Origin of the sequence: Vibrio mexicanus, from assembly GCF_001012815.1 — a bacterium.
Taxonomy (GTDB): Bacteria; Pseudomonadota; Gammaproteobacteria; order Enterobacterales; family Vibrionaceae; genus Vibrio; species Vibrio mexicanus.
This window is the reverse complement of sequence record NZ_JYJP01000030.1, coordinates 1-23576: the sequence shown is the minus strand read 5'-3', so window position 1 is coordinate 23576 and position 23576 is coordinate 1. Positions and strand designations below refer to the sequence as shown.

Sequence of the window (23576 nt, the reverse complement as noted above, 5' to 3'; positions counted from 1 at the left end):
ATTGCCCAGAAAGAAGTTGATGTCTAAGTTCAAGTATTTGAATGTCAATGAGCCTTCTTATATCAGCCTTGATCTTTAGGGTGGGGTGTTGGTGCTTAGATAGAAGCTTTTGTTCAAGCGATTGAATGAATAGTCTTCGGCCTTCACGGTTTAACCAAACCCCTGGGATTTGTTGATAAAGTGATCGAGGGAAACGACGCCTTTCTTGGCAAGTTGGACAACCAGTTCATCGACCACCCAAGGGCGATAGCCTTCCATTAAGTCGAGTACAAGTGCTGGCTGCCTAGGTTGGCTTCCATGTAGATACCCTATATGAGGAAGTAGCCCCCTTGCCTCGGTGAGCGCCCGAACATTATGAAACAGCAGGGTGTAACCGTAAGAGAGCATGGCATTGATGGGATCTTTTGGTGGCTGACGATTGCGGCTGGTAAAGTGCCATTTAGGGTCAATTTGCTGTCTTAACCATTGGAAATATTCGCGTGCAGCCGCCCCTTCGGTGCCACGCATTGATGCAACGGTTTGTTGGCTATCTAATTGGTTTCTTAGCCCCACTATCCGTTTTTCACAGGTTTTATCTCTTTGTTGCTTTTTGTTTTGTCTGCGCATGAGCCCCAAGCAATTGTTGATTTTGCTGCGCAGGAAAAATCGAACAAGCGATAAGCGCACAGTGTCGTTATCTTTACTTAATATTTGTGCGCGAGTCAGTTCGGGATCACCTTGAAAAGGAGCAGAGAGGCAACCTAGATATTGACCAGATTGGGTCAACCAGACAACGCAAATATCGGTCTCTAAACAGAAACGTTGCACCGCTTGAGTGAGGTGAATTGCCCCAAAACACAAAATCATATCAATGGAGTGGGCAGGGATGGAGTTGATAGGCTTGCCTTGCGCAAAAATATTTAATCGATTGCCCTTTTTATGTACTGTAGCCCCTTGTTTGTGTATGTAAATCAGTTTCAATCGTGCTATGTGGTTTAAGGACAATCGTTCAATGCGAGCACTGTCTGGCTCCATGGGCATGGCGGAATTATCGTCATAAATTGCCGACTGTAATGTTCTCAGTGCTGGGGGAAGGCTTGTATGCCAGAGCGTATGGTTGAGCTGTTGGTCTTCTTCGTTTTTTAGTTCATGGATGTCGTCTTCATCGAGCTCTAGCTCGTGCTTTCCTATGCTGACCAACGCTTTTTCAGTGTGAGATTTCAGCGGTATCACGATGTTATCCAAAAATGAAACGCCTAAAAAGGTAAATCCATCTTGGAAACTCACGACTTGTGTTTTGCACGGGTTGAGTTGAAGTTTAAGTTGGGATAAGTACTGAGAAATGAAACTTAGGCAGGATTGCGCTTGTGATTCCGATTTAACTAAAACCACAAAATCATCGGCGTAGCGGATGATTTGTTCGCCTCTGTCGAGCAATGCTTCATCAAAACCATCCAAGTATAAGTTTGCCAGTATTGGAGACAGAGGCGATCCTTGGGGGATGCCTAAGCCTTTGTCTTTTCCAAAGGCCAGTTTGTCATCATTGACTTGCTTGCTTAATAGCAGGTTAAGTATTGAATCTACCCAGTTTTCAGGCAAATAGCGGCGCATGATTTCGGCCAAAGTGTGATGACAAATATGATCGAAGTAGCCGTAAATATCCCCGTCAACAACGTAGCTATAGTCTTGATCTCTTAGGTGCTCAATATGATGAATCGCGTGGGTATAGGAGCGGTTAGGTCTGTAACCATAGCTAATGTGCTCAAATTCAGGTTCGAATGTTGCAATAAGTTTTTGCGCAATTGCAGAATGGATGATGCGGTCTTTGACAGCGGGTATTGCCAATAGTCGATCTTTTTTGTTGGGTTTAGACAGAGTGACAGTGCGATAGGGTAAGGATTGATACTCTCCGTTGTTCCAGCGCTCTTGGAGCGTTTGTAGGTTCTGTTTAATTTCATCTGCAAAGCGCATTACGGTTACCCCATCTACTCCCGCCATGCCTTTGTTGCTTTTTACTTTGTCCCAGCCTTTTTCAAGTTCCTGTATTGTTAGTGGTACACTCATGCCGCCTCCTTAGCAGAGAATCACTATGGTGTGTAGTGCCGCACACCGTATGTTAGAAACCCATGCTGCTGGGAAGGGCGAATAAGGTTAGGTCATAGAGCTTCCTTCTTAGCACACTTAAGGCTAGGGGGTGACTTTAGCGGGCGCGGTGACGTACAGCAAATCTTGTTGATAGACATTTCCTGCCCCGTCAGTCGTCACGTACTGAAATTGTGCTTTTGTGTGCAAAGTTGCCATGGCACTGGCGCAGCTAATGGTCGCGGTTGCACCAGTAATATCAATACATAGATTGGCATCAGAATAGTGTGTTTGCTTAACGATTCGCGTGATGATTTGGTTGAGCGTTTGATAGGCATCATCGACGTTGATCGGATCGAGTAAATTTTTTTCAAGCTGTATGGCGCAGCGTTGCGGGTCAAGGTAAATGGATAACCATTGTTTTATTGTTGCGGCATGTTGATGAGAGCCTGCCCGGTTTCTAGTCGTACGGGTGGCAAGTAGAACCAGTAACTCTATGCGTTCAATGTGCGCTCTTAACGCTCGCATAAGCTGAGTACCATTCCACTCTAAAGACACTTCTTTGCGCTGTTCTAGTTGTTCTAGTTGTTCGATGTCCTTGAAAAGATCGCCAGTAAAAGTGATTGTTTCAGTTACTGTTTTATCACGGCTCGTCAAAGTGAGTTCCCATTCGCCTTGTTGATTTTGCATGGGTTTTACAAAGTAGTGCGATAATGTGTGAAGCAGAACTTTTTTGGGCTTTTTATTGTCGGTTACACGAATTTTACGGATCGGTGGTACCAGTTTTTTACCTACACGAATGAGTTGCGCAGAAAAGAAGGCATAAAATGCGAAACTCACTAGGGTGGAAACAACATCTACCTCAACTCCAATATCCTCGGTGTTAAATATACTAGGTAACCACTGAAACAGGTGGCTACCTGCTAGCATGTCGCCAAACCAAGCAAAACACAGCAAAGACATTGTGGTGTAAAACCAGATTGCGATCGGTTTACGTTCTAGGTCACTAAGTTTACGTACTAAAGTCAACCACCCACTTTGAATACGTTTCTTCGCTATCGCCACTCGGCCTTCGCCAGCTAGTGAGATATAGGTTTTATTGACCTTGGCATTCATTGAGTCGAGCAGTTCTGGAGTAACCCCCGTATCAGTGACATCTTTGGGGAGATCGACGGTGATGTGTTGATAGGTCGCTCGCTTTCGATTGATTACTTTGACTTGCTGTATGTCGAGTTGACCAATGACTCTGTCCCCTGGCGCGATATCAATCGCAGAAAAATGCGTTAAACGTTGGTCAAAGTCAATGGATTGCATCCTTACCCAATCTTCAACACCATCGTAGGGAGTAATTAAATAGATCACCTTTATTTCCTTAACGGTTTGGTAATGTTACCTGCTAATTAAACTCAAGAAGTTGCTTATAAAGTACACTAGTATAGATTTTGAACTATTTTTGCGAACCATTGCACAGCTTCTACTAAGTGCCTGTATTCATTTTGATAAAGTTCGTATTCTGAGAGCTATATATTGTGCGCCATACTAGGCGATTCGCTTGGTTTTTTGGTAGAGCACAAATTTGTTTTGGTGGGTGAAAGGAGTGTGCCATTGCTAGTATTTTTGCTAGCAGGAGACAACGCCGATGAACAAGAAAAATATATTGCTTAGTATTGCGGGTTTAACGCCGCAAGTAATCACGGAAACGTTATACGGTATTCATCAAGGCCAGCAAGATGGAGAGAATTGGTACTGGCCAGATGAAATTCAAGTTATCACGACCAGTTTAGGTCAAGAGCAGATTGTGCTGGGGTTATTGACCAAAGATGACAGTGGCCTTTCGATGTTAGAAAGGCTGTGTAGCGATTATCATCGTCCTGTTCCTTTGTTGACTCAAGACCTCATCCACGTTATTCCTGATGAACTTGGCCACCCAGTAAGCGATGCACGTTCGCGAGAAGACCATGAAGCGCTGGCAAGTTTTATTGTCCGGCATGTAGCTAAGCTTTGTGCGCAAGATAAACCTGAAATACGTTTGCATGCTTCTTTGGCTGGTGGTCGAAAAACCATGACGTTTTTCTTAGGCTATGCATTGGCTTTGTTCGCTCGCGATGAGGACAAGTTGTCCCATGTGTTGGTTGACGAGGTGTATGAGGGTAACCGCAATTTCTACTACCCAACACCAAATACTCATGCAATCCCAGCGCGCGACGGTAACAGTTATATTGACGCACATAATGCGCAAGTGATGCTGGCGGAAATTCCATTCATCAGGCACAAGAACATTCACACCAAAGGCAGCCTCGCTTGTTTAGAAAATCAGTCTTATCGTGATCTCACAACCTATCAAAATGCGATGCAGTCACCACAAAACATCGCATTAGACTTTCATTTGATTCAAAAGCGACTCTATGTGTTAGGGAAAACGGTAGACTTTACCCATAAGCCGTTAGAATTTGCCTTTTACGCAATGGTTGCGGCAAATCAGTGTAGCCATCACAGTCAGCCAATGCTGATCAAAAAACGAGATCCTGCCAATCTATGGCTTGCCGATTTGTTTTTGCAGCAACTGGAGAAGATTGCAGGCTTGCCCGTTCAAGATCACTCAATTGCCTTACTTGAAGGTAAAAAGAGCGATTTTATGCGTAGTTTTCGTTCTAGGGCAACGCTGCTTACCGATGCCGACATATTGCAAAGAGGGTCCGGTGACACAGAAATTGCTCGAACGTACCTTGACCTTAATGCCGGCATGACCTTCGAGTTCCTTACAGATAAAAAGAATGGTTTGAAGAATCATTTGTTGGAGTATTTTCCTACCGATTTGGTGGACTTTATTTGCCCAGCACAGGTGTTTGTAAAGGGCGAGTGGCCCGTAAGGCGCGTATATGATGGTACTGGGCAGCAAGGTACGCCACTAGGGCTGTGGCTTGAGAACAATAAAATCAGTTTTAGGTAGAAGGAGTTAACCAATGAGTAGGACCTCTGGTTCAGGAGTTTATACCATCATTGCGTGGTTACTTAGCTTAGGAGCTCTGTTGGCCGCGAGTTGGTTAGCCGACTTAATATCAAGTGGCGAACTGTTCGCATATTGGAATGTTTTGTCAGGTTTGCCGTTGAGACCTTGGGTGCTTGGTAGCGTTTTGTTGGTCGCCTATGGTGCATGCACTTTTGGCTTATACCGTTTGGGTCAAGGATGGTTTAAGCCAGTAGGCACGTTGAACGCAGGAATCAAAAACAGTTGCAAAGCGCTAATAGTTAATCTCTCGACGAATAATTGGGTCTATCAGGCGTCGAGTCAGGGCTTTAAGGTTGTTTTTGAAGATCAGAAAAACGCAGAAGAGACACAAAACCAAGAGGAAACGTTAAAGCTAATTAACTTGAAGCAGAATTCAATTTCAGGGGATTTGAAAGAGGTTACGGAGCAAATCTCACGGCTTAAGTCTGACAACATACTCGCTTCCCATGTGCAATGGAACTGGCAACCCATACTAAAGGCTATCAGCGAACATAGTGCTGGAGAGCTTGTATATGTCTGCGTTGTTTGTACAGATGAGCGTGATCAAGAAGGTGACCAAAAAGGGAGTGTGAAGCATATTCAAGATGTGAAGCGCTGGCTCGGCGGTTATAAAGAGTTGAGCAATGTAAATGTTGTCTGTGAGACGGTTTCAACTCAAGGTGCGAATATTGAGCAGCTCTATTTGGGCTACTGTGAAATTATTGAACGTTTGGAGAAAAACAATATTTCGTCTAAAGACATTGTGTTAGATATAACAGGTGGTAAGTCAGACATGTCCATAGCTGGTTCAATGGCGACATTGCATAAGAAAGCACGTTTTCAATACATGGATCAGGTGAGTAAAAAAGTGAACCAATACAACTTAACCATCCACCGCCAGCTTCAGTGAGTTAATGGAGGTACGTATGGTAAAGTGTACCTCCGAACACATTAAAGTACCTCTTCATTTACCTCGTCGGGTGTGGCGTACTTATCTGCGAGTCTGTTGATACTGCTTTTTAGCTGCACCATTTTTCGGCGGTCTAAAATTTGAATATTCAGTTCATTGGCACGTCGTTTAATCAGCGGTGAAATACCATCAAAGCTAAGAAGCGCTCCTTGGGTAAGTGGCCCAAATACGTCTGCAATAGCGTCCAATCGATACAAGGCTAATTGGCTTTCTTTGGATTCAAGTGTTCCTGTTTTACATTCAATGATGTACAAACGGTTGTTAATCAGGGCAATGAGATCAATTTCGTTGCGAAGAACGTTATCTCGTTCTCCTCGTTCGACTTTGACACTCATCGCTATGTCTTGAATGTCACTCCGTTCTTTGGCGAGTTTTTTCAATTGACTGAGCGCAAAGTACTCAAGCCAAATACCGTTGCAAAATCGTTTGGCATCGGCGTTCGCAAATTGAACACGATTGCCATCTTGAGTGACAAGCCCATTCTCTTCCAAGTCATTTAATAACCTTCTCAACGCTGTGTTATTTTGCTGTGCTAGAGTGAGTGGCTTAGATTTATGGGTATCTGCAGTAGCTGACTTTGCCAAGAAGTTGAGTACACCAAACCCCTTTTCGTAGTGAGAGAGTGCATTTACCCAGCGGGTTGCTATGTCTGTCCATGATTTGAACTGAGAGGGTTGTCTCTCTAGTTCGGTGACTTGAATTCCTTTTAGCTGCAGAAACTCTTCAATTTTCAGGCGATCAGCAACGGGAACTGGCGTAGAGTTGTGAGGGGCAAGATAAGCGATGGTATCGGTATTGTGATTGAGCCAAAAACAGGGGATGTGCCGCTCTCTTGCCCAGTTAAGTAAGGCATCTTTTTGTTGCATGCTTCCTTGCGTTAAGTTGATGGAAGAAATTTCCAAGCTGTTTAAACATTCCAACGGAAGGTGGTGTTCATCAAGGCATTCAACTGCGACTAGGGTGATCCTTCTGCTGCTTAAAAAGCGTTGAATCTGGGAAACCGATGTATTACGGAGATGAAATAGAACGAGTTGGTCACATTGGGTGTCGGGTTGAAGCAGAGGGGTGACAATAGGAATCGGGTTGTCGTTCCAGATCGCGACGTGAGTGCAGGTGTTACTCATGATACAGACTCCGGGGAAATTAAGGTGTAATGGCCTAAGCCAAACGTTGTTTTGCTTCCGATTTGTAGGAATTGACCTATGTGAAGCCAAGGTAGTGCGGGCGCCACTTCACCTTGAAAGCTCACCATTCCTTGTAACCCGCCAAACTGGCATAGGTTGCCAGTGTGTTTTGAGTAACGTTGCCACTCCTGCCAATAGGTGTGATCTATGGTTTCAATGTTGCGACAGTGTGGAATGCTTTTTTGAATCAAGGCGGCAATTTCAGCACTCTCATGATGCCAATATTGGCATAATGCATTTAAACGGCGAGCGATGCTGCAGACCAGCAGATCAAGAGGCGGGGCAGTGCGAATAACCTTGCATGATGTTTTAAGCGCAGTGGGCTTTTTAACGCTAAAGCGCACTCGTGTGGTTGGAGTTGTGTATTTGTGAGCATGCGACTCAGTGCGATAGGTTGAATTCCACTCACTTCTTTACCATTGGTGATACTCGATAGGCAGATAAGTTTAGCTTTAATTCTTTGGGGGCCAATACCATAGTGTTGTGCCGCGTATTGCAGGGATTCAATTAGTGTATGACTGCATTGAATCGCATCACCAAACAACCGAAGTTCAAAGTTCAATATATATCCTTCAGGTGTATGATCTTTGGCGTCAGAGCACACAATACTGTAGGCTTTGGGTTGTTGATGGTCGTGCTGAGTATACAACGCACTATAAAGTCGGCTATCGATATGGGCTAAACCTTGCCCCATTAGCCCATGGAGCATTGAACCTTTGTAAGCGGGCAATAGACCCGCTTTGTTTAGCCTAAATCGCAGGTTCAACCTCAAGACCTGAAAGTGGCTGAGGATCTCTTCCATTAAATTTTTTCCAAGTATTTGGTTGCCTTCTTTACCACTTGTTCACCAAACTGGAGAGTGTTGAAGCCATCAAGAAGTTGCTGAGCCTGTGCGCTTTCGAGTTTGAGTGTTTTTACAACTTTCAAGCAGTCGCGCAGCTCCGCGGTGCGATTATTTTTGTCTGTTCTAGTCATGTCCTCTTGATTGACTGATAAGAGTTCCAACCGTTTACGACACTTATCGAATTCAGACATTTCAGCACTTTCTAAAGCCGATTTCTCTTCGGCTACCTTGGCTTTTTCCGCAGCTTTAAGTTGTTTCTGTGCATACTCTTCAGCGAGCTGAAGTTGGCCTTTATCAAATGCTGAGTCAGTAAGGAGTGCACTGAGGCGGCCTTTACCAAATATCGGTGAGCCTAGTGATTCTGATACGATATCAATACGCGCAAGTTCTTGGCCATTGTGATCGAGTGGTGGCATGGAGTCGACTGCAGTTTTAGCACGCTTAAATTGTTCAAGCTCCATATAGCGGAAGTCATTGTAGTTCTCAATGTCTTCATCCGTTAATGCAAGCAAGTGACGAATTTGCGGGGACTCTAACCACTTACCAGGTTGAGGAAATACAGTGTTCATATGTTGCTCAAACTCTTCGACAAGCTCGCTAACTTTGAGCGATATGTTTGAATCACCACTATTTGCTCTAAGTTGCGATTCTTGATCATCAATAGTTAGGTTTATGGTTCCTGCACCTAGAGGTTTAGCGTGACCAACGGTATGGCATTGATATGGTGAGTTGCCTAAAGTCATGCACCACACCAACGCAGCAAGTTCGACTCTTTTTAAGTTGTGGAAGATGAGCTGTCCTTGAAATTCATGCCCCTCTTCAAGTAGTTCAAACCGAGATTGCACCTTTTCATTATCGTTAGCCGGTAAGTGATTGGTGTAAGAGTGCCTTGCTGGGTAACGCTTCCAACCGGATAATTTTGCATCGTCGTGATTATAGGAGTGGTATTGCTGAGCCTGATTTTGTTCGATATAGGCACCAAGAAACGTTGCTTTTGGTTCACCAAGGACGGTTGCTGGAGCTTCATAAATTGCGCTATTAGAAAACTCACTGCTGATTACCGCATCACCAAAATAGATTCGGCTGCGAAGCCCTAAACCATGATCTTTAATGGTACCAAACATCAGCTCAGCGAGATCGAAGTACGCTTCAGACAAATGCGCAGGGTTGGTATTGCGAATCATATCTTTAATCGAATTCTCGTAGCTTACCCTTGGCATTTTAGCTAAACCAAATGAATGAAGCTGGCCACGTTTTACCAATGCGAACACCGGGATCCCATATTCTGGGTGAGGGTGGTCTTTAAGATAGCTGACTTGTTCTTCATTGTGATTGGAGAACAGGTTTTGAACATGTTTGTCGATGTCGGTGAACTGTGGGCTTGTGGCTCGGTTGTAGAAGAAGTAACTGAACTCATAAAACTCAGGCTTGTTTCCACCGCTTAGTATACGAGCATTGGTATATACGGTGTGGCCTAGAGCACCTCCGGAGCCTATATTTTCGGCCCAACGATTTTTCTGCTTTCCTTTTGGTGCAGATATGGTTGCTGAAAGTTCTGTTGTGAGCGGCAATAGCGAGTATTTTTCAATCGCTGGCTGATCGTTTTTTAGCTGAACAGACGTGGCTTCTTTAATGTCTTTGTGACTAATTTTGGCATAATCGCACTTGGTGAATTCCCACCTCTCTTCTTCGGCACTGTATTTAATCCACCCAGAGATAACGTCATTATTTTTTATGATGTTACTTAGATAATAATTATTGCTGTTGGAAATATCACGATAAGAGAACTGGCGATCGTTAACTTGGTTGAACTTACCGAAAGTCGCAATCTCAGTTACGCTTCGAAATAGGCCTTTTAAGGTCGATTGTGGAATGATAAGTTGATCTTTGGAATTTCGAACAAATTTTAGCAACCCTGTTTCGTCTTTTTCATGACCAACACAAAGCGGTGTTGTATTATTGATTTTGAACACTATCTTTCCACTTAATCCATCTTCAAATGGATGATCATGGCTGACTAGCGGAGCCCAATTTGGCATGTACACCCAGCGAGATAGTGGTACAAAAGAGTATGGTACGTTTACTTTTGTCATGATTATTCTCCCAAGTCAAAGCCAATGAACTGTTGGTAAAAGGGTTCCCAGCGGCTTTGCCTTGGGCCTTTTGAATCACTGTGCCACCATACTCTGTATGTCGCGACCTTGCGCCCAGAGATAGGTTGAAGGCATATCTTGATATCTTGATAAGCGTGGGCTTCACCTGGTTGTTCTGCACACTGTGTTAGGTGATATTGGTTTGGAGATACCAAACGAATACGCAGTGAGTGGCCTGGCTTACTCCATTCACCTTCAATAATATCGTGTCTTGAAAAGTCAACCATTTCAGTACGCAGTGAGTCTCGATAGAGTACCCAGCCGCTGTCTGGGTCGAAAAGATCAAACTGCTGTTTTACTTCTTCAAGGTTTAGCAGCTTAGGTGAGGAAATTACCTTGAGGTTAGATAATGCCAAATCAGGGATCACTGAGAGACCAAGTGAGGCTTTAAGCTGTTTGAAGTGTTCGATGGTTTTCATTAGTTCGCTCCTTCTGCCGTTGGTATGTGGTCGGTTACAGTGAGCTGTTCCCAATCAATATGCCATGTCCCATGGCGCTGCGTTAGGCTATGGCCTCGGCCACTGCCTCCTCCAATCGGTAAAAGTCCAAGTTCAATGTCGTCAAAGGTGGCTTTGAGCGCCTGTTGTTGTATAGAAGAGATCGTAGCGCCAACTTTAGCCGTAATTTTTATTTCAAATTCTGGGTACTCTAGGAGCTCTTCAGTAAATAGAGCGCCTTGAATGACACCGCCAGTAAAGCGATCTATGGCATTGTGATAGCGCACGACTTTTTCATAGTTAGTGAGTGGGGCATCATGAAAAATCAACATGCCAGCTTTGCCTTCACTAGAAGTTTCATTCGCAAAGCCAAACAGTTGGTCGACTTCTTCTGGCCGCGTCACCCATTCTTCTTCACCTGAATGAGCCAATGCCTCTGCCCAATGACCTTGTAGGCGACGCAAATGATAGGCGAATCGGTGGGCGATAATGCTTTATAAGTGGAAGCCTGAAGAACAGGTATTTTTTGTTGTATTGAAGCCCCTTGATTGTTCCAAACAATTTGAGGTTCTGAATGGGTGATGATATCAGCGTCGATGGATGCACCTTCATCACTTAAATGCTGAGTTCCTTGGCCTGAGCGCCAAGTGCCACTTGCTTTAAGTGACAACTGTGCAAACAAGGTGTCATTGGTTGAATGCGATATATTCTGCGCTATATATTCATTGAGACTGGCTTGCAATTGTTTACCAGCCAGTGGGTTATTTGTGAGTTTAATTTGTTGTGAACACTGCCCAATGATCTTTACCTGCCCTAAACCATTAGTTGTGCTTGATCCGAAGGCGAATTGACGGTTCGACCAAAGGGAAATAAGTGATTGAAACTCTTTGAGATCTTGCTCGCTATCACCTTGCCATTGTAGCGTGACTCTAAAACGAACCCCTGTAGGCAGCAAAATTTGATCGAACTTACCTTTGTCTGCGGCTACACCGCGATCATTCAGCCGAACGCGTTCCCTATGCATCGGCTTTTGTTGTTGTAAGAACGCTAACAAAACATCATCTTGTATACGCTCTTGAGTCACGAGCCCCTTAACAATTTGTTGCTGGCTGTCGAGTAGGTAGCCATGACTAATGGCGAGTTTTGATTTATGCTCGAGTTGACCAAACCATTTATGTGTAAGAGCCTGACCCACGGCATCAAGGGTTAAATGGTGCCAAACGCCGCTGATGGTGGAGGAGGGGATATAGGGGAGGTTATTGATATCTCGAACCAGTTGATTGTCAAACCCCACTTCCCTTTCACCTGTGCCGATTGCCATAGGGCTTTGAGTTTCGATGGTGATATGATTTACAAAGATAAAACTCATGACTGCACCTCTGGGTTACTGGATTGACTTATCGGTGAGGAGGCTTCGTGACTGATTGAGGTTTCAATGCGAAGCAGCCCTTTTTGCTCGGCAGGGTTGACCCTAGTTAACATTTCAATCGCTTTCAACAATGTGGCTTCTGAACAACCAGACATTTGGTTTTGGCAATAGTCTGCAAATGTAGTGGGTTTACCATCGTCTATCCATTGTGTACCCCAACCAAGTGGGTCGTTTTTCGCTTTCGCAATACAGTTGTCGTCGCAGAATGTTTTGGCAAACCAGTCGCCAGAACTCGCACCTCGAAGAAGATCATTGATTCGTCGCCATTGCGAGCGAGATGGTCCAACTTGATAAGCGGAACCAATATGATTGAATTTTCGTGTACGTTTGTAGGCTTTAATAATGTTCTCTACTAAAGCGACAGCACTTTGATGTTGCTTATTATGGGCTGTTGATACGGATAGACGAGCTTGTACCCATTGAGTGAGAGGTGTAGCACTATGGTGTTGATAAACGGCTTGGGATACCTCGACACTTGGCGCAGAAAATATCGGCGCAGCCAAGTTTGACTGGCTTGCCCATTGTGGATTTATGATGACCTGACCAAAGCCTAAATGACGGTTTATACCTACGCCACAGGCTAAGCTCTCAACCAATGCGTTGCGGTCCACATCGTCGCTGAGATTAATGGTGATAACGCTTCCTTTGCTGATTAATCTTGACTCGGTATCGTAACATTGTCGGTGGCCATTAAAACGGTTGACCGAGTAGTAGCGAACGAAGGTACGTTCTGCTGCCAGTGTTGAGTTGGCAAGTGATGCGTCAATGGTGCTAGGGGTTGGTGACAAAGTAGGGCAGCCATTGACATCAAGTAATTCTAGATCACTGATGCACCATAATGTCAGTTGATCTTTGGTCGTGATATCGCCGTGCTGTAGCCAATCGTTTGGCAGTTGAATCGGTTTTAGTTCTGTTCGACCAAACTCACTGCCTTTAGAGCGGCCGATGCGTAGTTGACCGTTCAAGCGTTGAATGATTTCACTGTCGAGGTGATCAGGGCAATCGACAAAGCCAAGAAAGTGTTGTCCGGCTGAAATGTGTTGATAGTGAAATAATTGACCATCAAGCACTTTGCCCTTATCGCTGTCTATGGCAGTTTTCGTGGTGACTGAAATCTTTGGGCGTTTTCGACTACCATTGGCATAAACATATTTCCCTCTTAGTTGTTCGTATTGCACATCCTCTTTTCGTTTAAAGTGTACGCCGGATTGATCTACCCAAGTGTGCATGGAGTCGGCGTCAGTCTCGTCTTTTTCTACGTGCCAACTGAGTGGTGTAGGTAAGCCAATTTCACCCTGTTGGAGCGGGTAACAATTAGAGAAAACAACCTCACCACTATGAAAAAGTGACCATGCTAGGGCTTCATCTTGTGGGTAGGCTTTACTGGCCAACGCGCCTAAGATGGCACTTCCCGGTACATAATCTAAAGTCTGGTGCCCTCCGGTGGTTGCGTTGTTTTGGCTAAGAACCAATGCATCCAGTGCGGTTAACGTAAAGTAGTGTCTCATGTTACTCTCCTTGCGTTTGCACAAGACGAATGTTGACTTCACCCAAGCCGCGTTGTTTCTTTGCGCCAATGTGTGTCACCAAAGGTAATACTTGCTCTAGCCAAGTTGGCAGGTGTTGTGTAACCGCTTGGCGAACTGCAGGCTCTAGATGTTGTGTGCTGGCGTCGAGTTTCCCGTGTAGTGTCATTGGCACAGCCACTTCATAACTGCGTAACGAATATGGTTTTGCTTTGCCGAGTTCATCAATAGCAGTACTGTGCAACAACGTGAAAAGGCAATTGATGCGCTGCTTTTTCTCAGTGCTGTCGCCTTGTAAGAAAAAACCTTTTTCGTTATCAGACAACTCAGCATTACAAAATTGCAGTACTCCTTGGCCATTACGCCCATCGCGGCTTTCTACGCCAAATAGAATTTGAGTGAGTTTGCTATCAAACTGTTGGGTAAAATCAGTAAACCAGCCATTGTCTTCGGCAAGCTTGAACGCTTCTCTAATTTGTCCCTTTTGGGTTTTCGCCGGTAAAAAAGGCAGCCCATGATGATCTTTGTTTGCGAGGTTATCCGCATATGCTCCGGCATCACTTCCTGTGCCTGCGAGCCAGTAACTTTGCATGTCGAATACTAGTTGCATTAAGAGATCTCCTTGTTACTGTTATTGGCAGGATCAGAAGTCGGTTGAGAAGTTCGGTGACGGGCAGTTAACCAGTAGCGCTCCAAAATAATAAGGTCACTGATTACGGTTTGCAGGGTGTTGTCTTTGTCTGGGTGTGGCCAGTACCACCATGCACCATCATCGGTTCCTCCAAAGTGAGCAAACTTTTGTTTAACCTCGTTTAAATAGTCTTTACTGGCATGCTTTTCATACAATGCAAGGGTGCGCGATAGATTGTCGGTTTCAGTTTGGCTCATATGGCCCAAAAGTTTGCGCCACTTGCTAGTCGTGATCGGGAAATCGCGTTCAGGCGCTTGAAGCGAAAGAATTAAATCTTTAATTGCAGCAAAACTGTATGGTTGACTAGCTGAAGGTTCCACTAAGAATCGATAGGTGCCTGTATAAATATCGACACCATTCAACTTGCTAAGTAGGACTTGGTCGAGTGTAGAATCGACATCGGCTGCCATGACAGAAGAGAGCTTGTGATACGCAAGTGCTGCTGGCCCAACTGACTGTTGTTTGGCTTCTTGCTTGGTTAGTGCTTTGGCATATTTACACAGCTTTTCTGCAAACTCGTTTGCGGTGATAAAAGGTTGCCCCGACTTTTGGAACACAATCCCGCCACTGGCGGTGAGTAATTTGGGTAATTGTGAAACGTCGAAATGCGCTATGTTGTGGAACGTTTCCTTGATCGCTTCGAGTTGCTCTTTAGTTTCTGCTTGGAAGCGTTGGCAGAAATCTAGTGCATAATCGATAGCAAGATCCGAACGAACCAAACAGGTGACGTCGTCACCGCCTAATACGAGGGGGCGAATAGGTAAATAACCATTGAGATTCTCTGCACGTTCAATAAGGTTGGCTGTGGCAAATTTCGCTGCATTTTCTGTGGCGCGACATAACGCTGAAGAAAAATTGGCGCAATACCTGACAGTAAATGGTGTCACGTTCCTCGGCGGTAAGTGAACTGCTGTGCATAAATGTTTTTAGCCCACTCTGTAAGGCTTGCACGAGTAAGCCCATTCCATTGCCATCGATATGGATTAGTGCAATGTCTTGGTTGTTTCTGTCGGGAAATGGAAATTCGCAGTCAAGGTTTGTAGGGTACTGAAGATCGTTCATACCGTTAGGCGAGTATTTGGTTAACAAGTTATTGTTTTTGAGCTTCTTGGTACGGGCATGATGCTCTAAGTGCAAAATACTGTCCCAATTGAGATAGTCATTGCTGGTATTTTGAGACTGCTCATAACGGGCTTGGGTTGTGACTGGGTGGGCAACAGCTCCTGTTCTTGAACACAATGCCATAATTGGAGTTGCGTAAGGTAGCTTTGTTGCGGGTTGGTTTCGGTCGGCGGTTAATGAAACCCTAGCTTTGTCTACCGCAGCGGTTAAATTGTTGTCAGCGGAGAGGGCGTCGACAAACTCTAACCCGGGAAACATTTGCGAAACAGTGAGAGTCCACAATGAACGCAGTTGGTGAATCACACTATCGCTATGGCTGTAACAAAATAGCGCTCCCCCTTTACAACGGGTGAAATAGACAAACTCATCTGTTTCACACTGGGGTTGACGCTTAGGATCAAGAAGGTTGCTGTCGAACCCAAGCTGCAATAGCACCTTATAAAGTGGGCTGTTATCTTTATCGTCGATTAGGCTATCAAGCCTTTCACTGCTTGATATGATCTCTTTTAGCTTGCCGCTACGAAATAGGTATTGTTGGATCGACTTAGCTTCAAACAAATAGCAGTGGTAACGTTCCTTTGTCATCCTAGCCCCTTTTAGGTTGTTTTCTTTCTATATAAGAAATTTAACTTACCTTGTTTTTCTTGCGCTTGAGAACAAGGCAAATTTGTTTCGCAAAAATTACCCTAAGCAAGGAGTTGATAAGAATGTAGTTTTAATCAATATTTTATTGATATAGGTCTTCGCATGAGTGTATTTTTTAGAGGTGCTCGATGTATTTTTGTAATTGATAGTTTTGTATTCTCAAATGCAAATAGCATATTATTGTCAGTGAAAAGAGGATTGACGAGCAGTTGAGTATTTAGGTTTCCCCAAATATTGTAGGAATATGTCGCTAAGAATTAGTGAGATTCACTGCTTTATTTATTCACTTTGGGGTCAAATCCAAGCACGCCTTTTAAATCAACTGATTAGGGTGGTTTCGAGATGGAAAATAATCACAAATCTGACTATAAAGTTACCAGTGGTGCATATTTATGTTTGTTGTATTTTTTTGACGCACAGCACGCTCACACCCCTTGCGAGACAGGGGCTGTGAGAGGTACAGTTTAAGCACTGCCCGGTTATGACGGGATTAAGACCAATAACCATAGTAGAGTCTGCCCACCAGTGCCATCCTGTTTAAGCACTGCCCGGTTATGACGGGATTAAGACTATCATCAGACATCTTTGGCATAAGTGAAAGTGCCCAGTTTAAGCACTGCCCGGTTATGACGGGATTAAGACCAGAGTTTAAAACCGCATGAAAACCAGTGATAGTAGTGTTTAAGCACTGCCCGGTTATGACGGGATTAAGACGGTTTTCTTTTCGTCATCCATAAAGTTCATCCAGTGTTTAAGCACTGCCCGGTTATGACGGGATTAAGACATCTCTGGTTGTGTACATGTAAAGTTTTTCATAGTTTAAGCACTGCCCGGTTATGACGGGATTAAGACGACATTTTTGGCATTAACATTTTTGCCCAAGCGATGTTTAAGCACTGCCCGGTTATGACGGGATTAAGACCGAGCAACTTCACCAGATGGCTCGATGATGATATGTTTAAGCACTGCCCGGTTATGACGGGATTAAGACAAGCTTCCTTTTTCTGCTATCTCTTTAGGAAGGTTTAAGCACTGCCCGGTTATGACGGGATTAAGACTCATAACAGATACATAAGTATCTTCTAGACGCTCGTTTAAGCACTGCCCGGTTATGACGGGATTAAGACTTCTCAGCGGTTTTCTTCTCGTCGTCTATGAACTGTTTAAGCACTGCCCGGTTATGACGGGATTAAGACAAGGTCTGCATGAGATAGATACTCATCTAGTCTCGTTTAAGCACTGCCCGGTTATGACGGGATGTAAAAATAGCAGGCTTTATGGCCTGCTATTTTTGTATTGATGGGTTGGTTACTTTAGAGGTTAGTCGTTAAGCACTGAAATGAAGCGGTTTAAAGCGGGGTTGAATTGAGCGGTGTTAAATTGCGGTGGCTCGCCTTTCGATGGCTCATATTGAAAAGGGATGCCAATTTTATACTGGGCAATCGACGCGGTTTTATAAGGGTAGAGCTTAAAATCGATGCTCGTATCACCTAGCATTATGGTGCCTGATTTTTCCGATTCGGCCTTGTCGTTACTTGATAGGCTCCGCTGATAATTATCTTTGTAGCGGCGCTGGATATTGGCAAAAGCGGTAATGTCATCATTTTTCAGCTTGGTTTCGCTTCGTGGTAATAGGTTTTGGTAAAGCTTACTGTAAGTGCGGCGTTTATTCGGGTGATGAGATCGGTATAAGCTTGGTCTTGTGAAATTAACTGTGCGGTGATTACATCGTGCTTTCTACCAATGTAATGTGCGGTGGGCGCAACTTGAATAGAGTAGCGAGTGTAATCGTCTTTTTGCCCTACGTCTTCTAAGGTCACTTCATATTGCCAAACGCGAATATCTTCTAATCGAGCGATGGGTTCATGCTCCATTGCTCGCCATCTTGGTATTCAAAAACATACGTACTATTGGCTGGGTTCAGGATCTGATAACTCTGAGTTGGGTGCTGTGTTCTTACGCTGTTGACTGGGTAATAAACCAACCCTTTAATGCCATAGGTATAGTTGTTCGCCCCAGGAACTGACACCACTTGTTTCAGTGCATATTGGCGAAACGATAGGTCGGTATCCAGTTCGGTCATGGCGCTTAGAGCTGCGTTTAGCACTTGGTCTTGCGGGATTTCGTTCGAGACGTTAAAGGTAAGTTGATAAGGCTGTATGGTTTGTTGAGAGTAGGGCCCCGAGCGGGCTTTGGTGCTTGCACCTTGTGCATTTTGAGAGAGTCTAGGTTTCCTAAAGAGCCACATCCGGTCAGTGTGGTCAGTAGTGCCAAGCTTGAAACTGTAAAAAAGCGCTTCATGTGTCATCTCCGTATGTTTAATTGACACTTACAGGATAACTAGAAGCGCTGCGTTGGCAGTTTTATACAAATTTGTCTATTGGTTAGGGTTTCGGAAAAGGCACGATAACGCGTGCATGTTTGATGGCAAAGTCACGGGCCTGGCGCTCACTGCTCTGGTTTGCGATTTCCCGCACTGGAGGAAGAATGATAAAAGTCGCCAGCGATCGAGAGTTCAGTTGGCCGCTACGATAACCATCTCGATCCAAGCGATAAAATATACTCCGCGCCGAGAGTATGGTGTCGTTAGATCCTAGTTTATTGGTGCCAAAAAACATACCGGCTTTATGAACGGAGCCCCATACTGTGTTTAAGGGAATTTCTTGGCTGCTGGGTAGATAAGTGTAAAATTCAGTTTTTGGTAAGCCTTTGCTTATTTCTCGAGATTCGATTCGTTTGGTGAGGTATTGGCCATCAACAAATGGCACTCGCTCTTTTCGATTGACGGTAGTCGCACTTGAGTTGCATCTTTTTGCTTCTGGCTGGTTGTTCTTGAATCGATAATACGCGCAAGCAAATTCACCTACGACCTCTTGTAGCGAACTAACCAGAGCTGGCGAGGTAATTTGATCGAGTTCGTACTGCCCCATATCGGCAATCTCGGAATAAAGATAGTCTAGGTTGGCCTTGAAGTTTTGATTATATTGAAGTGGAATGATGCGGTCCCGTTCAATGGCTTTGGTCACTATATTCGATGACATTGCCATTCTTTTACCTGTTTTATCAAACGGCTTATTTGAAAAGTCGTTGTATGATGCTTGGGCTATTGGGGTAAACAGTAATACGGGTAGTAATATCTTAGCGGCGAAACTCATTGAACACTCCTTGTTATTGTAATAACACAAACAGGCGTTTGGCATTGGTACTTTCAAAGGTGAAGAGTACTTGGTTGTTATTATTGGGGTCGCTGACGTATAAGGTGTCGGCATACAGTATAGTGATAATCGCGTCTTGCACAGAATCTTGTTTTACCGAATATAGTATATTCTCTTGGTCAAGACAGACACCAACAATGTTGACTAGGGTTTCATTAAATAAAATCTGCCCACTGGGAAATGGAGCATAGGGCATAAACGGACAGTGGGGGAAGCTGAAGTAAAATGCAATCCGTAACTGTTTTCGGTAAAGCGTTGGATGTAGACTTTTGCGTCCACACCGCTGTTGCTTTCTACTGAAATGGTACGAAAGTCATCATTTTTCCAGTGATTAGAAGGATTCGCCTGGGCGATGTTCGTGCTTGCAATGAACATGAAAACGAGACAGATGATCCACTTCATGTGGGCTCCTTGATTTAATGGCTATGTGTATCGGTCGTATCCAGTCTAGCGTCGTGATACTCTTATGAGGTTTAATACAAATTTGTCTGCAATCTGCTCTGTTTAACGCGAGGTGATGATGGTATCGGCAAAGAGGCTTTGCTCTACTTTTAACTGAGGGTTAAGCCGTGTCGGCTCACCATTGACGTCGGTTACAATCACTTGGCTACCAATCTTTGCCCCACGTTTTAGTTGAGTATTAGGCCGAAAATAGGCATCAAAGATTCGGCACTGGTTTGGATGGAGTAAGGGAATGTCGCCATTTTTTATGGTGGCGGGTTCTGCGAGCCCATCGGCTGTCATAGAAATCTTGAGGCCAAAAGCTGGGTGCTTGCTTTTATTACATAGGGAGAGCTGTTTGTGATTATTGTAGTGAGCAATGATGGGTCTGCTTGTCATAGGGTCTTTTAGTGTAAGACGAGGTTTTTTGTAGCTTAGGGCCTGGCTACTGTATGTGTAGTGCACTTCTCCGGCTAGCTTGGTGTAGCTGTCGGCAAACCTTGCGTCAACATCGAATCGATGTTTTGGCCCTTTAATGTGCTGGGAAATTGGGAACGTAAGTGTCGCTGTTTCCCCTGGCTTTAATAAGCCAACATTGGCGTTGGGCTGGATGGATATATGAGCGCTGGAAGAGGTAAAGTAAACGTTCAAATCTCGTGCGCTCCCTCGGCCAATGTTCTGAACTTGCAGTATCAGCTTTGCTGCTTCTCCCGCACGAAGGCGGTTGTCTTTTGTATGGGTTTGAATCTGTAATATTGCCTTTATACGCGCGGGCTGGGTGAACTGGCCATCAAGGGGCTCAGCATCATTTGTGATATCACGGTTGATGAGGTTTAAATAGTGATTGGGTTGATATTGAACCGCTCTCCCTTTTGATGTGACTTGGTATTCACACTTGATGGTACATTCAAAGTTGCTGTATTGAAGGATCTCGTCAGCGATGAAGGTTTCATCATTTGGTATGTATATTTTCGCAAGTTGAAAGTGCTGCTTGGCTGCAAGGTAATCCCTGCTTTGATACGCTTTTAGCCCATCAAAGTAATGGTTATACGCGCTGTTTTCGATGGACGCTCTACCGTTACAACCTATAATAAGTAAACAACTGAAGTAGATGATTGCGACGTTTTCCCTACTCATTTCTCACCCCTCTGTTTGTTGGCGGTTTAGCCATGCGTTAAACCGCCGAATTGATTAGGGCCTGTTGACCTCTTAAGTGAAATCTAGCCGCGACAGTTCAATAGATCCTAGTGTGTTGTTTGGCTGTCGTTCATTGCTTTCATAAAGCTTTTTTAGGCATGCCCGCTAAGCCATACATGGTGCCCTCGCTGTCAAACGCGACTCGATATATTTTCACTTGAGAGAGCGTAGACTCAGATGTCACGGTCGATTGAAAATGAGCCGAGCTTGATGTTTCTGTGCCGTAAGGATGCTCAATAATTAGTTCATCAAGCTCCCGTTTCTCAAAGGCTTCACTGTTTGCCTGCTGGTTAAATCTTAGGCGAGCGTGTTCGAGTAATAGTCGCTCTTGCGCGGCCCTAGGTAAGTCCTCTTTCTCTTCTAATGCGATTTTTACAAAGTGTATTCCGTTATAGCCAGCTATCGTTTCGTTGCAATACCATTGTGGTGCTTCGCTGTCATCGTAGAATTGGCATTCATACTGTTCGGCGGTTTCTGTGTTGCTGCATCCCCACAACAGAAGGCTGGTTGCAGCGATGAGTAGTGCATGTTGTTTTTTCATGGTGTGTCCTTTTCTGTCTGGGTTTAACGACTTGGCGAGTACAGCGCGGTGCTTACCCGCCAGTGGTGTTGCTTTATCTGGTGGTACAAATTGAGGAATTGATGTTGCTTTTGCTGAGGTGTTAGATCGTCGTTATGGGAAAGTTGTAATGGATTTTCGTGCTCAACAAATAAAAACTGTAGTGATTCAACAGGCTCGTAGGGTTGGAAAACGTCTTGCAAGATATAAGGCTGTGCATTGTTAGGCTGGTTTATTCGATAGTGTTTGAGTTCTCCTGCACTGTTGTAACTGATCACGCTGATGTAGTTGGCTTCTGTTGAGGCAGTCAGATGAAGTGTTATAGGCGATTCATAGTGAATGAATAGCTCTACTTCTCCATTAAGCGTGGCCCTACTAGGGCGTGATAGTAGGTAAAAAAGATCGCGGCCGATTAGCGGTTGTAAGTGCTTTGTGGTTGGAATATAAGCCGTTAGGCGGGTATTGTTGTGATTTTGAGCCAAGTTTATTCGGTTTGTCCAAGCTGAGCCTTGGGTAAAAAGCGAATTTCGATAATGAATTGGGCGGTCATCTCTGGTGGCAACAACCGCATATAGATGATGTTGGCACTCTATTGTTTGGTAGGTGACTTCCCCTACGCTTTGTTTGATATATGCGGTTGACTGCAACGTGAGATCTTGCTGATCTTCAAGGCCACTAATATAGGTGATTTTGGATTCACTGGTGACGTCGGTCGTGAGTTGGAAGACGAGGTCTTCTAAAGACTGGTGACGAGCTTGAGTGAGATCGCTATTCACGCCAATACCGATAGTAACGCGTTCGGGCTGTTGAGCGTTCATTCGCGCTTGTTGGTAGCATTGCTCCTGCTCAAGTTTATGATTTGTGCATCCACAGATGGCGGCAATGATGACCAGTAGAGTTAAACGGTATGGTTGTGTTACTTGTGGCAACATGTTCGGTTTCCTCATGGCCTATGGCTAATGACGAATGGCTTCTAGTTTATTAACGACTACAGTTAAAAAATAAATGAGTACCCCACTCCTGCGAGGCTGCGTTTTTGCCCTTGATCATCGAATTCTTGCCATGAGCTTGCTTCTAATAAATGATGCTTCCAATTGAGAGCGATGCCGTACGAGATGAGTGTCGATGCGCCAGAAAGATGAGGTGTTTGGATACCACCTCGCAGAGAGTATTGAAGTTGCGATTGTGACGGAAACAGCCGCCAGTCTGCGCCTAGTTTAGTGATATAGAGCGATTTCTCGCGGTTGAATCCAACTAAGAAGTCACGATGTTCGATATCGGCTGACAGGGTTAGTTTGTGATTTAGATTGTCATTTAGGTTAGCAAGACTGAGTGTTGTGCCTAGGTGGGCAGAACTTGGTACAGTGACTACGGTTTGTTTTGAAGCGTAATGGGTTGCATCAAACTCTGATTTACTTCGATAGTTTCCTCCTATCGTTCCACTGAGCACTAAAGCGTTTGTTGAACTCACTGAGGCTTGAGTGCGCCATTCTTTGATTAAGCCTGCGGAATAGCTCAATGGACCTTCGGTTGAGACTGGTGAGTCGGCAAAATCACTTCCGATTAAAGATACACCAAGTTGAAGCCCAGGGTCTGCAAATCGGTATCCGAATCCAAAAGTATAGTCGATTACCCGCCCTCCAACAGTATCGCTGTTTGTTGAAGGCTCTGAAACGTGTAAGTTTTGATAGATAGGATCGAGTGTTATATCCATTCCCATAACGACATAATGATCCCGTGTACCTTGCCAACCTGCAGTGACACCAAAGCTTGACCAATTGTGTTCAAGTTGGTTGTTTTCAGAGGTCATCTGGCTATATTCGCCATTGAATACAACAAAGGAGTCGCTCGTTGAATAAGCCGAGCTTGCTGGGTTGTATTGCCAACCACTGTTGCTACCTTGAATTGCAGAAACCGCTTCACCTAAGCTCTTGGCATGAAGCTGTGCTGAAGACGCGTGGTGAGATAGTGTGGTCAAACACACCAATGCGGCAACGGACAATGGCGCTGAAGGTTTTTGTATAGAGTGGCACATGTAAGCATCCTTTTGCTACTACGCTCTCTATACTTTAATAAGAGACTACTCGTATGAGTATTTGGACAAATTTGTTTA

24 protein-coding genes and 1 CRISPR repeat array are annotated in these 23576 nt (G+C 44.5%); of the genes, 2 read left to right on the top strand and 22 right to left on the bottom strand.

The annotated features are described in order from the left end of the window. Positions 1-150 precede the first annotated feature (150 nt). Together cas1 and csx16 are read right to left on the bottom strand one after the other, a co-directional pair. Positions 151-2043, bottom strand: a complete 1893-nt coding sequence (gene cas1 / locus UA76_RS06305; RefSeq protein ID WP_047044098.1) for a CRISPR-associated endonuclease Cas1 — start codon at positions 2041-2043, stop codon at positions 151-153. A gap of 123 nt (positions 2044-2166) precedes the next feature. Further along, on the bottom strand, positions 2167-3423 hold the full coding sequence (csx16, locus tag UA76_RS06300) for a CRISPR-associated protein Csx16 (RefSeq protein WP_047044096.1): 1257 nt from the start codon (positions 3421-3423) through the stop codon (positions 2167-2169). Positions 3424-3700: 277 nt separating this feature from the next. Here csx16 and csm6 point away from each other — a divergent pair, with 277 nt between their 5' ends. Further along, positions 3701-5011, top strand: a complete 1311-nt coding sequence (csm6, locus tag UA76_RS22345) for a CRISPR-associated ring nuclease Csm6 (protein WP_052771966.1) — start codon at positions 3701-3703, stop codon at positions 5009-5011. Between the two features lie 13 nt (positions 5012-5024). Then, positions 5025-5960 (top strand): hypothetical protein, encoded by a 936-nt coding sequence (locus UA76_RS06290; protein ID WP_047044095.1) that lies wholly within the window; start codon positions 5025-5027, stop codon positions 5958-5960. Between the two features lie 41 nt (positions 5961-6001). On the opposite strand, the gene UA76_RS06285 is transcribed toward UA76_RS06290, so the two are convergent. The 20 genes from UA76_RS06285 to UA76_RS06195 all read right to left on the bottom strand — a co-directional run bounded on the left by UA76_RS06285 (position 6002) and on the right by UA76_RS06195 (position 23498). After that, positions 6002-7144 (bottom strand): Card1-like endonuclease domain-containing protein, encoded by a 1143-nt coding sequence (locus UA76_RS06285; protein ID WP_075202545.1) that lies wholly within the window; start codon positions 7142-7144, stop codon positions 6002-6004. Then, positions 7141-7548, bottom strand: coding sequence for a CRISPR system precrRNA processing endoribonuclease RAMP protein Cas6 (cas6, locus tag UA76_RS25585; protein ID WP_075202544.1), 408 nt, complete (start codon positions 7546-7548; stop codon positions 7141-7143). The genes UA76_RS06285 and cas6 overlap by 4 nt, the downstream gene beginning before the upstream one ends. Then, positions 7443-8006 carry a hypothetical protein gene (locus UA76_RS23840; RefSeq protein ID WP_047044089.1) on the bottom strand — a complete coding sequence of 188 codons (564 nt, stop codon included), beginning with the start codon at positions 8004-8006 and terminating at the stop codon, positions 7443-7445. The genes cas6 and UA76_RS23840 overlap by 106 nt, the downstream gene beginning before the upstream one ends. Further along, on the bottom strand, positions 8006-10141 hold the full coding sequence (locus tag UA76_RS06270) for a TIGR03986 family type III CRISPR-associated RAMP protein (protein WP_047044087.1): 2136 nt from the start codon (positions 10139-10141) through the stop codon (positions 8006-8008). Before UA76_RS06270 ends, UA76_RS23840 begins: the two co-directional genes overlap by 1 nt. 2 nt (positions 10142-10143) lie before the next feature. Next, a complete protein-coding gene (locus tag UA76_RS06265; RefSeq protein WP_047044085.1) occupies positions 10144-10620 on the bottom strand; it encodes a hypothetical protein in 477 nt (158 codons plus the stop codon). Next, on the bottom strand, positions 10620-11069 hold the full coding sequence (locus tag UA76_RS06260) for an RAMP superfamily CRISPR-associated protein (protein WP_162198938.1): 450 nt from the start codon (positions 11067-11069) through the stop codon (positions 10620-10622). The genes UA76_RS06265 and UA76_RS06260 overlap by 1 nt, the downstream gene beginning before the upstream one ends. Then, on the bottom strand, positions 11039-12007 hold the full coding sequence (locus UA76_RS06255) for an RAMP superfamily CRISPR-associated protein (RefSeq protein WP_047044082.1): 969 nt from the start codon (positions 12005-12007) through the stop codon (positions 11039-11041). Before UA76_RS06255 ends, UA76_RS06260 begins: the two co-directional genes overlap by 31 nt. After that, complete coding sequence (locus tag UA76_RS06250) at positions 12004-13575, bottom strand: hypothetical protein (RefSeq protein ID WP_047044081.1); 1572 nt, start codon at positions 13573-13575, stop codon at positions 12004-12006. The genes UA76_RS06255 and UA76_RS06250 overlap by 4 nt, the downstream gene beginning before the upstream one ends. Position 13576: 1 nt before the next feature. Then, a complete protein-coding gene (locus UA76_RS06245) occupies positions 13577-14203 on the bottom strand; it encodes an RAMP superfamily CRISPR-associated protein (protein WP_047044080.1) in 627 nt (208 codons plus the stop codon). Further along, the gene (locus UA76_RS06240) at positions 14203-15171 is read right to left on the bottom strand and encodes a hypothetical protein (protein ID WP_157617587.1); all 969 of its coding nucleotides are present in this window, start codon (positions 15169-15171) and stop codon (positions 14203-14205) included. Before UA76_RS06240 ends, UA76_RS06245 begins: the two co-directional genes overlap by 1 nt. Further along, positions 15074-15991, bottom strand: a complete 918-nt coding sequence (locus UA76_RS06235) for a hypothetical protein (protein WP_047044076.1) — start codon at positions 15989-15991, stop codon at positions 15074-15076. Before UA76_RS06235 ends, UA76_RS06240 begins: the two co-directional genes overlap by 98 nt. Positions 15992-16513: 522 nt before the next feature. Continuing rightward, a CRISPR array of direct repeats spans positions 16514-17316; the repeat unit is 35 nt; unit sequence GTTTAAGCACTGCCCGGTTATGACGGGATTAAGAC. Positions 17317-17371: 55 nt separating this feature from the next. After that, positions 17372-17548, bottom strand: coding sequence for a hypothetical protein (locus tag UA76_RS23630; RefSeq protein ID WP_157617586.1), 177 nt, complete (start codon positions 17546-17548; stop codon positions 17372-17374). Positions 17549-17658: 110 nt separating this feature from the next. Continuing rightward, the gene (locus tag UA76_RS06230; protein WP_047044074.1) at positions 17659-17925 is read right to left on the bottom strand and encodes a hypothetical protein; all 267 of its coding nucleotides are present in this window, start codon (positions 17923-17925) and stop codon (positions 17659-17661) included. Beyond that, the gene (locus UA76_RS06225) at positions 17898-18359 is read right to left on the bottom strand and encodes a hypothetical protein (protein ID WP_047044072.1); all 462 of its coding nucleotides are present in this window, start codon (positions 18357-18359) and stop codon (positions 17898-17900) included. The genes UA76_RS06230 and UA76_RS06225 overlap by 28 nt, the downstream gene beginning before the upstream one ends. 76 nt (positions 18360-18435) lie before the next feature. Next, positions 18436-19206 (bottom strand): hypothetical protein, encoded by a 771-nt coding sequence (locus tag UA76_RS06220; protein WP_047044071.1) that lies wholly within the window; start codon positions 19204-19206, stop codon positions 18436-18438. A gap of 204 nt (positions 19207-19410) precedes the next feature. Further along, positions 19411-19668: a hypothetical protein gene (locus UA76_RS06215; RefSeq protein WP_047044070.1), complete on the bottom strand. Its 258-nt coding sequence runs from the start codon at positions 19666-19668 to the stop codon at positions 19411-19413. Positions 19669-19770: 102 nt separating this feature from the next. Beyond that, positions 19771-20844, bottom strand: coding sequence for a hypothetical protein (locus UA76_RS06210; protein ID WP_047044068.1), 1074 nt, complete (start codon positions 20842-20844; stop codon positions 19771-19773). 139 nt (positions 20845-20983) lie between these two features. Next, positions 20984-21445 (bottom strand): hypothetical protein, encoded by a 462-nt coding sequence (locus tag UA76_RS06205; RefSeq protein ID WP_047044066.1) that lies wholly within the window; start codon positions 21443-21445, stop codon positions 20984-20986. Positions 21446-21468: 23 nt separating this feature from the next. Beyond that, positions 21469-22395 carry a hypothetical protein gene (locus UA76_RS06200; RefSeq protein ID WP_047044064.1) on the bottom strand — a complete coding sequence of 309 codons (927 nt, stop codon included), beginning with the start codon at positions 22393-22395 and terminating at the stop codon, positions 21469-21471. Between the two features lie 62 nt (positions 22396-22457). After that, the gene (locus UA76_RS06195) at positions 22458-23498 is read right to left on the bottom strand and encodes a hypothetical protein (protein WP_047044062.1); all 1041 of its coding nucleotides are present in this window, start codon (positions 23496-23498) and stop codon (positions 22458-22460) included. Positions 23499-23576: the final 78 nt, after the last annotated feature.

What these genes read in the sequence shown, in the direction of transcription:
- cas1 (WP_047044098.1), bottom strand. Translation starts at nt 2,043, where the DNA reads ATGAGTGTACCACTAACAATACAGGAACTTGAAAAAGGCTGGGACAAA.
- csm6 (WP_052771966.1), top strand. Translation starts at nt 3,701, where the DNA reads ATGAACAAGAAAAATATATTGCTTAGTATTGCGGGTTTAACGCCGCAA.
- UA76_RS06290 (WP_047044095.1), top strand. Translation starts at nt 5,025, where the DNA reads ATGAGTAGGACCTCTGGTTCAGGAGTTTATACCATCATTGCGTGGTTA.
- UA76_RS06285 (WP_075202545.1), bottom strand. Translation starts at nt 7,144, where the DNA reads ATGAGTAACACCTGCACTCACGTCGCGATCTGGAACGACAACCCGATT.
- UA76_RS23840 (WP_047044089.1), bottom strand. Translation starts at nt 8,006, where the DNA reads ATGGAAGAGATCCTCAGCCACTTTCAGGTCTTGAGGTTGAACCTGCGA.
- UA76_RS06270 (WP_047044087.1), bottom strand. Translation starts at nt 10,141, where the DNA reads ATGACAAAAGTAAACGTACCATACTCTTTTGTACCACTATCTCGCTGG.
- UA76_RS06265 (WP_047044085.1), bottom strand. Translation starts at nt 10,620, where the DNA reads ATGAAAACCATCGAACACTTCAAACAGCTTAAAGCCTCACTTGGTCTC.
- UA76_RS06255 (WP_047044082.1), bottom strand. Translation starts at nt 12,007, where the DNA reads ATGAGTTTTATCTTTGTAAATCATATCACCATCGAAACTCAAAGCCCT.
- UA76_RS06250 (WP_047044081.1), bottom strand. Translation starts at nt 13,575, where the DNA reads ATGAGACACTACTTTACGTTAACCGCACTGGATGCATTGGTTCTTAGC.
- UA76_RS06245 (WP_047044080.1), bottom strand. Translation starts at nt 14,203, where the DNA reads ATGCAACTAGTATTCGACATGCAAAGTTACTGGCTCGCAGGCACAGGA.
- UA76_RS06235 (WP_047044076.1), bottom strand. Translation starts at nt 15,991, where the DNA reads ATGACAAAGGAACGTTACCACTGCTATTTGTTTGAAGCTAAGTCGATC.
- UA76_RS23630 (WP_157617586.1), bottom strand. Translation starts at nt 17,548, where the DNA reads ATGCTAGGTGATACGAGCATCGATTTTAAGCTCTACCCTTATAAAACC.
- UA76_RS06230 (WP_047044074.1), bottom strand. Translation starts at nt 17,925, where the DNA reads ATGGAGCATGAACCCATCGCTCGATTAGAAGATATTCGCGTTTGGCAA.
- UA76_RS06225 (WP_047044072.1), bottom strand. Translation starts at nt 18,359, where the DNA reads ATGACACATGAAGCGCTTTTTTACAGTTTCAAGCTTGGCACTACTGAC.
- UA76_RS06220 (WP_047044071.1), bottom strand. Translation starts at nt 19,206, where the DNA reads ATGAGTTTCGCCGCTAAGATATTACTACCCGTATTACTGTTTACCCCA.
- UA76_RS06215 (WP_047044070.1), bottom strand. Translation starts at nt 19,668, where the DNA reads ATGAAGTGGATCATCTGTCTCGTTTTCATGTTCATTGCAAGCACGAAC.
- UA76_RS06210 (WP_047044068.1), bottom strand. Translation starts at nt 20,844, where the DNA reads ATGAGTAGGGAAAACGTCGCAATCATCTACTTCAGTTGTTTACTTATT.
- UA76_RS06205 (WP_047044066.1), bottom strand. Translation starts at nt 21,445, where the DNA reads ATGAAAAAACAACATGCACTACTCATCGCTGCAACCAGCCTTCTGTTG.
- UA76_RS06200 (WP_047044064.1), bottom strand. Translation starts at nt 22,395, where the DNA reads ATGTTGCCACAAGTAACACAACCATACCGTTTAACTCTACTGGTCATC.
- UA76_RS06195 (WP_047044062.1), bottom strand. Translation starts at nt 23,498, where the DNA reads ATGTGCCACTCTATACAAAAACCTTCAGCGCCATTGTCCGTTGCCGCA.